This is a genomic window from Sphingobium sp. TomMM15 (assembly GCF_055397045.1).
On record NZ_AP027316.1, the window covers coordinates 160,528 to 173,789 of the forward strand.

9 protein-coding genes are annotated in these 13,262 nt (G+C 61.5%); 4 read left to right on the plus strand and 5 right to left on the minus strand.

The genetic code is table 11. The features are described 5' to 3' along the window. Positions 1 to 54 precede the first annotated feature (54 nt). From ACZ51H_RS17720 to ACZ51H_RS17730, 3 genes are all read left to right on the plus strand, one after another. Positions 55 to 429, plus strand: coding sequence for a hypothetical protein (locus ACZ51H_RS17720; RefSeq protein WP_464803502.1), 375 nt, complete (start codon positions 55 to 57; stop codon positions 427 to 429). Positions 430 to 495: 66 nt separating this feature from the next. Continuing rightward, positions 496 to 1,794 carry an IS701 family transposase gene (locus tag ACZ51H_RS17725; RefSeq protein WP_464803503.1) on the plus strand — a complete coding sequence of 433 codons (1,299 nt, stop codon included), beginning with the start codon at positions 496 to 498 and terminating at the stop codon, positions 1,792 to 1,794. Between the two features lie 42 nt (positions 1,795 to 1,836). Continuing rightward, complete coding sequence (locus ACZ51H_RS17730) at positions 1,837 to 2,373, plus strand: GDSL-type esterase/lipase family protein (RefSeq protein WP_464803504.1); 537 nt, start codon at positions 1,837 to 1,839, stop codon at positions 2,371 to 2,373. Between the two features lie 106 nt (positions 2,374 to 2,479). On the opposite strand, the gene ACZ51H_RS17735 is transcribed toward ACZ51H_RS17730, so the two are convergent. The 5 genes from ACZ51H_RS17735 to ACZ51H_RS17755 form a co-directional block, all read right to left on the minus strand. After that, positions 2,480 to 5,461, minus strand: coding sequence for a glycosyl hydrolase (locus ACZ51H_RS17735; RefSeq protein WP_464803505.1), 2,982 nt, complete (start codon positions 5,459 to 5,461; stop codon positions 2,480 to 2,482). Further along, entirely contained in the window at positions 5,415 to 6,173 is a 759-nt protein-coding gene (locus ACZ51H_RS17740) for a glycoside hydrolase family 3 N-terminal domain-containing protein (RefSeq protein ID WP_464803506.1), read from the minus strand. Before ACZ51H_RS17740 ends, ACZ51H_RS17735 begins: the two co-directional genes overlap by 47 nt. A 19-nt stretch (positions 6,174 to 6,192) precedes the next feature. Further along, positions 6,193 to 9,546, minus strand: a complete 3,354-nt coding sequence (locus ACZ51H_RS17745; RefSeq protein WP_464803507.1) for a glycosyl hydrolase — start codon at positions 9,544 to 9,546, stop codon at positions 6,193 to 6,195. A 223-nt stretch (positions 9,547 to 9,769) separates the two neighbouring features. After that, the gene (locus tag ACZ51H_RS17750) at positions 9,770 to 10,081 is read right to left on the minus strand and encodes a hypothetical protein (protein ID WP_464803508.1); all 312 of its coding nucleotides are present in this window, start codon (positions 10,079 to 10,081) and stop codon (positions 9,770 to 9,772) included. Between the two features lie 138 nt (positions 10,082 to 10,219). Further along, the gene (locus tag ACZ51H_RS17755; protein WP_464803509.1) at positions 10,220 to 10,864 is read right to left on the minus strand and encodes a TetR/AcrR family transcriptional regulator; all 645 of its coding nucleotides are present in this window, start codon (positions 10,862 to 10,864) and stop codon (positions 10,220 to 10,222) included. A 217-nt stretch (positions 10,865 to 11,081) separates the two neighbouring features. Here ACZ51H_RS17755 and ACZ51H_RS17760 point away from each other — a divergent pair, with 217 nt between their 5' ends. Continuing rightward, positions 11,082 to 13,256 (plus strand): outer membrane protein assembly factor BamB family protein, encoded by a 2,175-nt coding sequence (locus tag ACZ51H_RS17760; protein WP_464803510.1) that lies wholly within the window; start codon positions 11,082 to 11,084, stop codon positions 13,254 to 13,256. The last annotated feature ends 6 nt before the right edge of the window (positions 13,257 to 13,262 follow it).

A 13,262-nucleotide genomic window follows, 5' to 3' on the forward strand; every position in this document is an offset into this window, starting at 1 on the left:
GTTCAGGCAGGGGGAATAGAGAAAGACATGATGATGAAATATGCTCCCAGGAAAATGAAGTGGCGTGTCGCAATATCACTGGCGGCTCTGGCCGGGGCACTCGTCGGTCCCGCTGCGGCGAGTCCGTCTGCCACGCAATCTCCCGCTGAAGCATCTTCGGCGGCGCAGCCGGTCTGTCCTCCCAGCCTGCCGGAAGATCCTGACGTGGCTGGCCTGCGCGATAACCAGCTTGATCCTGAAGGCGCGCCCAAGTTCAAGGCGGCGCTGGCGAAGTTGTACACCAAAGGGCCTGCGCTGCTGAAGCAGTTACAGTTCCAGCGAGAAAAGGATTGGCCAGCGCTGTGCCGTTACCGCACAGATAATGCCCGCCTGATCGCGAACGGCGCCGGGGTGGAGACTGTTTTTCTAGCACTACTTTGGCAGTTTTGAATTTTTGGGATTCCCCCGGCGCAAAAAGCGTGATTCATGGGGAGCCAGCTATCGAAAGGGCTGGCGATGGATGCGGACTGGAAAGAGGATCTGGAGGGTTGGCTTGAGCCGTTTCTGAGCGCGCTTGGGCACAAGACGCGGCGCCGTATGTGCCCGGCTTACATAGCAGGTCTGATAGGACCAGGAGACCGTAAGAGCGTTCAGCCGATGGCATCGCGAACAAGCGAAATCGGCTATGATCAGCTTCATCATTTTGTCGCAGCGGGAGTTTGGGACAGCGCTCCTGTCGAGAAAGCGCTGGTGAAAGAAGCGGATCGGCTTGTGGGCGATGAAGCCGGATTTCTGGTCATCGATGACACAGCCTTGCCGAAGAAGGGGACCCATTCCGTCGGGGTAGCTCCACAATATGCTTCTGCGCTTGGCAAGACCGCCAACTGTCAGTCTCTCGTTTCGGTAACGCTGGCTTCCCGAGAAGTGCCACTCATGGTTGGGCTGCGCCTTTTCTTGCCGGATAGCTGGACAAGTGACGCGGCGAGGATGGCTCGGGCACAGGTTCCCAAAGAGCGCCAGATTGCCCTGACAAAACCAGAGATCGCAATTGAGGAGATCGATCGTGTCATCGCGTCGGGCGCGCGTTTCGGCTGTGTTCTTGCCGATGCCGGTTACGGATCGAGTGGCCTGTTTCGACAGGCGCTGAGTGAACGCGGCCTGCTGTGGGCAGTGGGTTTGTCGCGACGCCAGAACGTGTACCCGGCAGACGTAGCGCTGATTTTCCCGGTCGCTAACGTGGGGAACAAGCGCAAGTACCACATTCCCGATCAACAGCCGGTCTCAGCCGAATCCATTCTGGCTAAGGAAAAATGGAAAAAGGTCAGCTGGCGACGTGGTACTAAGGGAAGGCTGACATGCTTGTTTGCCGCTCGCCGCGTAAGGATTGCCGATGGTCATCGCCATCGCATGCTCGACGGCCGTGTCCAGGCCATGCCAGGTGATGAAGTCTGGCTTGTTGGAGAGCGACGTTCGACCGGTGAGCAAAAATACTACGTCTCAAATTTACCCGCTGACGCCACCCTCAAAATGCTCGCTGCGACGATCAAGGCGAGATGGATCTGCGAGCAAGCACATCAGCAGCTCAAGGAAGAACTGGGCCTCGATCATTTCGAAGGCCGCTCTTGGGTTGGATTACATCGACACGCATTAATGACAATGATTGCCTACGCCTTCCTTCAATCCCGCCGCCTCAAAGCAGCGGGCCGGAAAAAAAAGAGTCGGGGGACCGCCGCCACAACCAAGCATGCCAGCGATCCGACAGGCGATCTTGGACATCTTCGTAAGGCCTGCGCCTCTGCGGTGCCCCCATTGTGAAAAGCTCCTCGTAGACAGGTCTGAACAAAAAATGCCAAAGTAGTGCTAGGCGACTCAATCACCGAGAATTGGAAATATGCGGACCCCGACCTGTTCCAGCATAATCGGTTGGATCGCGGGATCAGTGGTCAGTTTAGCGGACAGATATTGCTGCGCTTCTACCAGGATGTAGTGGCGCTCAAGCCGCGCGCCGTCCATATCATGGCCGGCACCAATGATCTTGGCCAGGAGGGAAATCCGGCGTTCGGCGATGACGACATTATCAACAACATGCGCGCGATGATCGACATGGCGAAAGCGAATGGCGTTCGCGTTGTCGTTGCCAGCATCCCGCCGGCATCCGGTTTCTTCACCGCGCCAAAGGCAAAGCCTGCGACGCGCGTACCTCGCCTCAATCAGAGGCTTGAGGCTTTGGCTAAGGAGCGCGGGGTCATCTACGTGGACTATTATTCGCTATTGGCGGACCCTGCGGGCGGGATGCGGGCAGACCTGACGAGCGATGGTGTCCATCCCAACCGCAAGGCCTACGCATTGATGCGTCCTCTCACGAAGGAAGCGCTGGGGCGCTCGCTTCGATAAGCTAGACCTGCGCGCATGCCGTGAGCGGCCGAGCGCTACGCCGCATGGAAATCTCCACACCTTGCCTTCGCAGCGATCCTCCATGATATTGTGCATCCGAGTGATCTTAACCTCTCATGCACCCCATCGGCACGGTCACTTGTCCATAAGGAATCACGGTCACCGGCCCCACGAGACCATAGGGGCTCTTGCTCTTGTAAGCGGCGTTGTAGAGCGGCGTTGCGATATGCACTTCTAGATCGTTGACGCCCGGCTGCAAATAACCGCCCACGTCGATGTGGCTCACGTCGGCCTGATCGATGGGGGGCAGGCGTTTTCCATTCACGCTGACCTGCGCGGTGCCGTAAAAAGCGCCAAGGTCCAGATAGGCACGCGTGCCGCCGGTCCACCCAGAGCCGATATCGACCGAAGCCTTGTAGGTGGACGTGCCCGACTTGTTTTCCAGGCCCGGCACATGCTGCCAATCCGGCAGCTTTCCGTCTGCGCCGGGGGTCAGGGTGATGGGCGTGAGCGCGACCTTCGCAATGTCGTTCACGCCAGCGCCAGCCTGCCAGGAAGTGACCTGGAGCGTCCAGGAGGCAGGGCTCTTTCTGGCGCCCACCGTCGCGATCTCGCTGATGACCTGCCGCCCATCGGACAGGGTGGTGACATATCGGCCCGCCGCCGTGTCGCGCAGGACCGGGTCGCCGCCGTCCAAGCTGAGCAGTTCATCGGCGTTCGTGCTTATCGCCGCGCTCTTGCAGACGGGCTTGGGCGTGTCCTGATTGCCGGGAGTGAGGGCGATGAGCGTGCTGTCGCCCGACGCCAGATCAACCTCTATCTTTACCCCATTCTCTGTCCGGGTGAACAGGCTGATGGGCCGCACCTGGCCTGTCCAGGCGTCATAGCGGTAGGGGAGGCCCTTTCCTTCCAGCGTCACCTCCGCCTTGGTCCTGTCCGCTGCCGCGTTGAACAGATAATAGTAATCGCTGTCCTCCGACTGCCGGTGCAATGTCACGAGCGGCTTGGCGTCGTAAGAAGCGGCGGAACCGATGCCCGCCGCTTTCAACGCGTTCACGACGCCCGCGCGATCCGCAACCCGCGTCACCGATTTCTGGGCGAGCAGCGCCGCTACGACCTTGCGCAGCGCGGCGTCGTCAGCGGGATGATAGCCGCTGACCCGCACCGGAAGCTCGCCGATGACAAAGATCGGAAAGCCGCTGCGCGCCCAGCTGAGAAGCCGCCTGGCGGATGCGAGGTTCATTGGAATTCCGGACCCTTGTGCGTCCAGCACGAACGCCTTGTAGCCCATGTTCGTCAGGCGGCCGTCCACGATCTTCGCCGATGGGTGCGCCATGAGAGCATCGCTCATGAAGCCGTAGGTGTAACCGGAACGCTCCAGTCCCAGATCGCCATATTTCGCCTCGTCCGGTCCGCCCCAATACATGGCGATTTCGTTGCGAAGCTCGCCCCGGCGAAGGACTGTTTGCAGGCGCGCGACATAGTCGTTGATCGCCACGTCATCGGCAAAGGTCGGAATCTGGACCCCGTAATTGTCGCCCACGGCGTTGCCGAATGGCATATAGCCTGGCCATCTGTGCGAACCGCCCGGCGTCTGGTCTGGCCAGCCATGGTAGACGACCTTGTTCATGCCAAGGCCGATGACCTCGTTCATTCGCATGACCAGCGACACGCGCGCCAGCCCGTCTGTCCGGCCGAAAGTGCCCATCTCGCTCGACACGATGGTCCTGCCCATCTGCGCGTTCGCGCTCACCACCTGCCGCCAGGCGTCGGAAGCATCGGTGGAGAACATCGGCTTGCCGCGGTTGTTCGCTTCCTGCTCCGGTATGTCGATGGCGATCGCGGCGTCGGAATTGTTGACCGCCGTCGGCCCCCATCCGGCATAGCCCTGCGCACGCAAGGTCATGCGGTAGGAATGGGCCCATTGCTTAAGCGGCAAGATATGGTTGCCGACAAACAGTTCCGATAGGGTCTGGCGGTAATCCTCGCGAATGCGCGTGCCCACGCCGTTGCTGAATTCGAACATGGGATTGGACGAATTGGATATCGCCGCGAGATACGGCACCAGCGAATAGCCGCGCCGCTTGCGGAATTCGCTCAGGAAATTATCGGTCCAGTGGCGAACCTCCTCACCATGGCGGTTGAGTTCGAAGGAATCGAAGAACAGCGATCCGCCGCTGTCCCTGAACGCCTGCCGCAATTCCGGGTTCAGGACCTTCGTCTCCCAATAATCGACGATCGCCCGCGCGCCGGAGGAAGCGAAGTGATCGACCATGTAGCTGGGCGTGGGAGTCTGGGCGAGTTCGATCACTTGACCTGTACCGTTCATCCACGACGCGACCAGCACATAGCGGCCCTGCCCGGAGGGCGCGGTGTAGCGGATGCGGTTGCCCTTGACGCTGGCCGTGCGGTCCACGGCCGTGCTCGCGTCCAGCATGGGCGGCGATTTCGATCCCGCTTCGCAATTGCTGTCGCACCGATAGGCGACGATGCCCAGCAGCGTGCGCCTGGTGACTCCGGTCGGCAGCTTGGCCTCAGGCACCACGCCTTCATAGCTTTCTCCGCCGTTCAGGAAGACGGAACCGAAGGTGATTTCCTTCGCCGTCCCCGGCGCGTCGGGGGAGAGGCCCTGAATGCCCGCCGACCAGCCGGGCGTGTAGATCTGATCGACGCGCAACCCCTGCGCCTTCCCTGCCTTGAACAATTGCGTCCAGGCGCGGGTCCATTCCGGCGTGCCGAACCCGTGGTGCTGCGGATCATAGCCCGGAACCTTGCTGACCGAAGGAACGCCGCTCAACTGGTTGGCTTCGAACCCGCCAGCGCCCGACGACCTGATCTGCGCCACCTGCTCCGTGATGGAAGTAGGCGTCATCATGCCGCCATTGTTCCAGAAACGATACATCGGGCGATCCGACATGGCGGGATTGGCGAAGCTGCCTTCCGACGGTACGGGTGCATCTTGCGCGCTGGCCGGAGTGGACGCCATCAACGCTGCGGCGATCATCGCCGTGGCGCTGCTGCGCATCAGGTTGGCCACCATTTCAGGATGCTTGGTGACAAGCCAGGATTGGCCCGATGAAGTCGCCATGATGATGCTCTCCCATTACTGACATATGGTGATCATAGTCCCGGACCTTGCGGCATTCCGGCTCCAGGACAGAAGTTGTTACTGCCCTTATCGCTTTGCCTTGACCCCAGCGCGGCTCGCGCATTAGGTCGACGACAGGGCTCAACGCGACGTTCACGCCGCGCACGCGCGCTTCCTTGCCGATTGTCGAGAAGACCTCTTCCACCAGTTCGGGATCCCAGGTGCTGCCGAGCGCGGGAGGGATGGGGAAAATCGTCGCGCCGCGCGCTTGATAGCCGTGAGCCGTTTCTTCGTGGATGAGCGCCGGGATTCCGAGCCGCGTCTTCTCGACGAAGTAGCGCTGCATCGCGTTGACCAGCGGCGCGGTCTCCTCGACGCCACGGAACCAGTCGCCGGTGAAGAAGCGCTTGTTGCCGAAGGTGTCAGCAGGGCGAGCGATCTGGCCAGGGCCGTTCGGCATGACCTTCGCGGCCTTTTCAGGGGAAAAGCTGCCGTCTTGGTTGAGGATCTGGCCCTTGCTGGTCCACATGCTGCACATCTGCGCGACCTTTTCTTCCAAGGTCATGCGAGAGAGCAGATCCTCGACTCGGTCGGCGACAGGGGCGCGGGCGTCGCGATAGACGGGGCCCGTGGTTGCAGCGCAGACTGGCGCGAAGGCCAACAGCGCACTGGAGGCCAGAAGGGTCCGGCGCGAAATCATCACGGTCGACATGCGGTGCTTTCCTTCTTTATCAGTCGCGAGCTTCTATGAGCGTAACGGGTCCCATCAAGCCGGATGGCAGGAGCGGGGCCTTCGCGGAATAGGCAGGCGCCACGATCCAACCCACCTTCGCCGCGCCGGGCTGTGCGTCGCCAATCAGGCGGTTGACCCATCGATTGGCAACCTTGACCTTGATGCGGTTGCTGCCGCGCTTGATCGCGTCGGTCACATCCATGCGATAAGGCGCGCGCCAAACGGTCCGCACGAGTTTGCCATTCACCCAAACTTCCGCCAGGTCATTGACCTCACCCAGCGATAGGATGGTCCGGCTGCCCGGCATGGCGCGCGGAACACGGATTGTCTTGGCGTAGGTTGCAACGCCGGAGAAGTAGCGGATGCCCGCGTCCTCGCTGTCGGTCCATGATCCGGCGGGCATGGAAACCGCGCCTGTCGGAGCGCCGCGATCGGGTTGGAAGGAGACGGACCAGTCGCCGTCGATCGTCGCCAGCGTCCGTTCGGCCGGCGGCGTCACGGTGCGCGCCTGTTCAGCCGTGGGTTTGCGGAAGACGATCAGCGCCGATCCGCTGCCATCGAGCGTGAGGGGGATGATGGTCCGGCCGTTTTCAACGCGGTAGGACAGGGGCCTGCGGGTGCCGCTTTCGGCGTCCCAAAGTTCGGGTTCGCGGCCGGTGACGCGGAACGCCGCATCGGCCTTGAACGCGTCGTTCTTCGGATTGCTGACGAACCACAATTCGCCATCGTCCAGCGTCCGATGCAGAAAACGCACTGAACTTTCGCTGACGCCTAAAACTTCCTGATCCGGGCTTACGCCGATCTTGGCCAGCGCGGCTTCCACCGCCATGCCCGCCAGGACACGGCCCGCGCCGACCCTCGTCTCTGCGCCGCCAGTCCAGAGCCTGTCTGCAAGCGCCTTAAAAGCGGCAGGATCATCGGCGAGGCTGGGCGAGGATATGGGCTTGTCGCCGACGATGACCGCCCCTGCTTCCGCCAATTCGGCGATGCGGCGCAAAGTGGGCAATGTCATGCGCTGCGACGAGCCGCCAAGCTGCAACACACGGTAGCGCATGCCCGAGCGCGTGACGATGGCGCCATCCTTGACCGACACGACGCCTGCCAGCACATCGGCATTGACGAAGTCATAGCCATAGCGTGTCGGCGCATCCTTCAGCCTGCCATTGTCGGCGAGCGTCACGACCGGCGCTTCCTCGCCATAGAAATAGGCAACGTCCGCCGCATAGCGCCCTTGGGACAGCATCCAGGAAGTGCGCGCCAGATAGTCGACCCAAGGCCGTGCCTGCCCGGCCCAACTGTCGTTGCGGTTGAAATATTGACCGAAGAGCCACAAGGTCAGGCCCGGCGCCTTGTCTATCAGTGGTTGATGAACGCTGCTGTGGATCGATATACGATTCACCCCGAGCGCAAATTCGGTGTCGGCCACATGCTTCAGTTCACGCGGGCTGGCCGCCCAATATTGGAAGATTGACGACATGGATTCGGCCCCGACATAGGTCCGGCCGTAGAGATGAGCGGCGGAGGCTGCACCTTTTATGTCGGCGGCGTGCGATGGGTTCGGTTCCTTGTCGGGCTTGAACGTCCACATCGCGCCCATGGGCACGTCAGCGTGGCTGCGCATGGCGAGATCGTCACCCAGAGAAGGACGGTTTGATGCTTCCAGCGCCTCCCCGTAGGCCCTGAGGCCGCGTTCATGCGCGACCTGAGCGACAGTGCCATAATGCGCCTCCGCCATCAAATCCATCAGAGTGCGGCGGAAATCGTACAGGAATGCGTCACTGGCGGCGGCGCTGTCCACTACGCGGCCGGTAAGCACCGGCAGCCAGGGTGACGGATCATAGCCGCGCCGCTTGGCGAACTGTTCCAGTATGTCGTCGGTCCAGTTCTGGAAGCCCGCCTCGATGCTGTCGTTCAGCGTAGCCTGCAATCCGCGCTTGCCGACCAGATCCGGGCCAAGCGTCTGGGCATATTCGTCAAGATACTGGTTCATGAAGGCCCGAACGCGCGGCGCGCTGAGCTTATCGACCTCCAGTCCAGTGGCTTCCACGGTGGTAGGACCGTTCATATGGCCGGTCAGCGAATAGCCCAGCCGGACCACGCGCCAGCGGCCCTTGGGCGGCGTCCAGTCCAGCGTGCCATCCGGCTTCATCCGCGCGGTCAGGTCTATGACACTGCCCTTTGCCACCACCTGTCCTGCACCAGCTTGCGGGGTTGGGGCGGCGTAATAATCGGGCAGCGAGGCGAAGCCTGCCTTTTCCTCAAACCGTTCGATCCGGGCATCGGGGCTGAGGGCCATTTCGGAGATGGTCAGCGTCTTGGATGGAGGAGCCGAAGGCAAACCTGGTTGCAGCAGCGCACCGGGCGCCATGTCCAGCGCCGGGAAAGCACTAGGCGCGGGTTGCAGGACCACGCGAAAAATGCGGCCCGTGACCGGCGCGAAGCTGTTGGTATTTTGCGTGAAGGCACCGGCCGCTATGTCGGCTGCCTTCCGGAAAGTCGTGCCGTCGTCGCTGACCTCGAGCCGGGCAGGAATCTCGGTGGAAACCGCGATCTCGGGCTTTTTAGGCTCTAGAACTACCGTCAGCGACCGGATGGTGACGGAGTTGGGATAGTCGAAGCGGACCCAGCCGGGATTCTTGTTGGAGGGGCGATCAATCTCGATCGCCTTCACTAAACGGCCGTCGAACAGTCCTTCCGCGGGCGCTTCGCCCTTGGAAGTGCTGACCTTGGGCAGCGGCAGCGGGCGCTCCGCCGCTGGCACGCGATAGGCGACCACGCGGCTGTCGACATAAAGGCGTGGCGGCTGCGGACCGATAGCGCCGTAGGTCAGCCGGTTTTCGCCAAATTCGATTTCGCCGATGGGCCCTGATGCGTCCGAGGGGCGGGGCAGCGTGCCCTGAAAGCGTCGGCCACCGGTCAGGTCGGTTTCCGTCCAGACGAACTTCTTCATACCGTCCGCCGCCTTGACGAAGGGCGCGCCGGTTTCGCTCCAACCCGCGGAGGTCGGAATGGTGACTTCCATGTCCTTGTCGGCGGCCTGAGTGACCGCGCTACGGAACGCGGCCTTCCATTCAGGCGACATATAGCGCACCGGGGGGGTCAGTACGCCATCATTGTTGGGCATAGCGCCATAGAATATCTGGACGCCGCCAATGCCCGACCGGTGCAGCCAATCGAGATCGCGATTGATGCCTTCCTGCGTAATGGCGCCGTTCAGCCAGTGCCACCAGACGCGCGGGCGGGCCGATTGGGGCGGATCGCGGAAGCTTTCCTCCAGGCGATCCTGTGACCTGACAGGCATACTCACCAGCGCCCCCCCGGCCAACAGCAGAAGTCTGAGAGCTTGCTTCATGATTCTACCCTTCCCGGTACACAGGTCCGCTCCATGGAACTGGGCCGCACCTGATTTTTATATCAGCAAAAATATAGCGACTATCGTCTGTTTGCTTGTCGATACGGCGCCGAGAACTGCGTCATAAATGGGGAACAAGCTGATCCAGTTAAGAGGACGCCAGCCGGCGCCGCATGATCATGTTGCGCCGGCTGGTGCATATTCCTATTAGGACACCCAAATTTTACTTTTTCGCCGACAGCTTGGCCAAGTCGGCATCGATCGCAGCGAGAGCCGCGTCGGTCACCTGATCCGCGGCATATTGCTGGATAACCCGCAACGTCATGCCGCGCGCCATTTCTATTTGAGGATTGCTACTGAAGCCGGGGATATGCTGGTCGACAATTGCCTTAGTTTGCGGGTTGTCGATCAGCGTGCCTACGTCGGTATTCTCGGTCGACAATGTCGCGGCTGCCGTAGCTGCTGCCGGTGCTTGGGCATAAGCTGCCGTCGAGGTGGCCAGGCTTAACAGCGCCGCGATAATGATCTTGCTCATGTCAGTTCGCCTCCTATCACGCGCCCGCATCGGTACTTCGGGCGTATCCACAGCATGGATTAGCCAGAATGGCTCATTAAACAAGAGACAAATTATCATTTTAATGCTGGACACTGCTCCTATTATCGCGCGGGGCCATTATTTGGCGGCGCCCCCTGCGAGCAGTGACGCTATGCGCTTCGCTGCACGCCTGTGCGTTTCCTGGCCGCTGCCGCTATTGAACATACTCAGGTTCATATGACCAATCGCGCATTCGAGCATCGTCTTGGCAAGGTCGAGAGTTTCCGTCTCGGAAAGGCTGCAATCGATGCTTTGGTTGATTGAATTCACAAGGCCATCCTGCCCGACCATCGTGGCATTCTCATGATAGATTTGGGCCAGTTCGGGAAAACGGTCGGCTTCTTGCGCGATCAAACGGCCGATCGCACTGATGTCTTCGCGGTCCATCGCCTCGAACATGGCCGTGAGCGCCACTTCTATCACCTCGAGCATCGGCGCGCCGACCTTGGCATAGCGCGGTGGATTAGTGACCTTCCACAGCGCCGCTTTCCATTCGACGATCGCCCTGAAGAGCGTAGCCTTGTCGGGGAACCGCGCGTAAAGCGTATTTGGCGCCACGCCAGCCTGTTCTCCGATGCGTTTCATCGAAGTCGCGCCATAGCCGCTCTCTAGAAAAAGACCGAGAGCCGCGTCGAGGATAGCCAACGTGATCTCGCGCTCTTCTTCGCGTGAGGGCCGTCCTCTACGTCCAACGGTCCGCGCTTGTTTGTTAACGGCTGGCAATTCGGCACTCCTACATTAACCCTGGACGCGAGACGCCCAAGCGGCGCGTACAAGCGGTAGCAAGCGATAGCCTCAAAGTTCACCGATGTCATGTCTTGCCAAATGGCGCTGTCACTTGCTAGGCAGAAATAGACGACCAATGCTATTATTGAGGTGGTGGACAGATCGTATCGGCTGCGTCACCGAATGGGAAAACCCAATTTTTTTGGAGAGGTTGATGTACGGCGAGCGAACATGGGCGCCCATTGTCAGCGCGGTTTTCGCTGCGGTGAGCCTGGCGGGGTGCTCCGCCTCCCGCACTCCTGAAAAAGTGGAATGGCCAGATTATCTGGGCGGGGCGGATTCCTCGCAATTCTCTCCTCTATCCAGCATCAATGCGGCCAATGTCGGCAAGCTTCAGGTCGCGTGGAGCGTTCCCCTTCCGAACAACGGCCAATCGAACGGCAATCCCCTTGTCATCGACGGGCGCATGTTCGTGCCCTATAGCGGCGGCATATTGGCGCTGGACCCGGCGACGGGGCGGGAGCTTTGGCGGGTCGACGCGGAAGGCGTGCGCATGCGGGGCCTCAGCAGCTGGGGCGGGGGACGCGGCGAGCCGCGCAGGCTGTTCTACAATCACCAGGATCGCCTCTACGCAATCGACGCCGCGACCGGAAAGCCGGTGACGAGCTTTGGCGACAATGGCTCGATCGACCTCAAGCAGGGGCTGGGCCGAGACCCCGCCACGATCAGGCGGATCGAATCCCAGTCGCCGGGCCGCATCTTCGACGACCTGATCATCGTCGGCACGACGGGCGGCGACGAATGGAACGGCCCGCCGGGATATATCCGCGCCTTCGATGTGCGTACCGGAAAGCTGCGCTGGACCTTCCACAGCATTCCGCACGCCGGCGAGGCGGGTTACGAGACATGGCCCAAGGATGCGTGGAAGCAGGTCGGCGGCGTCAACAACTGGAGCGAGATGACGCTCGACACCGCGAGCGGCATCCTGTTCGTGCCGCTCGCGTCGGCCGACTATAATTTCTACGGCGTCAATCGTAAGGGCAGCAATCTTTACGCCAATTCTCTGGTGGCGCTGGACGCGAGGACGGGCAAGAGGCTGTGGCATTTTCAGACCGTCCATCACGACCTGTGGGACTATGACCTGCCGCAAGCGCCCAAGCTGCTGACGCTAAACCGTAACGGCAAGCGGGTCGAGGCGGTGGCTGTCGCGGGCAAGACGGGCTTCATCTACACGTTCGAACGGCGCACCGGAAAACCCGTCTTCCCAATCGAGGAGCGGCCGGTTCCCAAGAGCGACATTCCGGGTGAGGAGGCATCGCCCACCCAGCCGTTTCCGACTGCGCCCGAACCCTTCGTGCGCCAGCGCATGACGGCGGAGGAGCTGAGCCCCTATCTCGATCCGGCGGAGCGGAAACAGATCGCCGCCATGGTCGCAGGCCTTCGCAATGAAGGGATTTTCACCCCGCCCAGCAGGCAGGGGACATTGCAGATCCCCGGCAGTTCGGGCGGCACCAATTGGGGCAATGGCGCAGTCGATCCGCGCACTGGCCGCTTCTTCGTCGTGGGGATGGACATCCCCGCGATCCTGCGGATGGAGCCGCCGTCCGACAAGCCGCGCACCATGTTCCTGGGACAAAGCGCAGGCAATCCCGGCGAGGCGGTCTATGCGCAGAATTGTGCGTCCTGCCATGGCGAAAAGCGCGCTGGCCAACCGCCAGCCATTCCCGCGCTGACCGGCATTGCGTCGCGCCGGACGGCGGGCCAGGTGAACGAAATCGTGACGCGCGGCCGGGCGGTGATGCCCGCATTCAACCTGAAACCGCAGGAGATGAAGGAGCTGCTGCTGTTCCTGGGCTTTAGCCAGGAACAGGCGGGCAAGGTCAGCAGCCCTGCCGTTGCCGCCGGGCCGGACGGCCAGGGCGGGGAGGGAGCAGCCGCAAAGAGCGGGCCGATCAAGCTCAAGACTGGTTACAATTTCCTGTTCAGCAAGACGATGCTGCCGGCCAGCGCGACGCCATGGTCAACCATGACCGCCTATGACATGAACAGCGGCAAGAAGCTATGGCAGGTTCCCTTCGGCGAGCTTCCAGGCCTTAAGGATTCCGGCACGCTGTTCCCGCGCGGCACCATCGTCGCGACGGCGGGCGACCTGATCTTTGCCGGGACGCAGGACCGCAAGCTGCGGGCGTGGAGCATGGCCGATGGGAAACTAGTCTGGCAAGCGCCGCTGCCGTCCGTCCCCGGCGGCGTTCCAGCCGTTTACAAGTCGGGCGGCCGCCAGTTCATCGCCCTGATGGCGGGGTCCTACGATCCGGCGATCGCCAAGATGAGTTCCGTCATGTCCGAAGGCCGCAACAGCATCGTCGCCTTCGCCCTGCCCAAGAAATAACCGGAG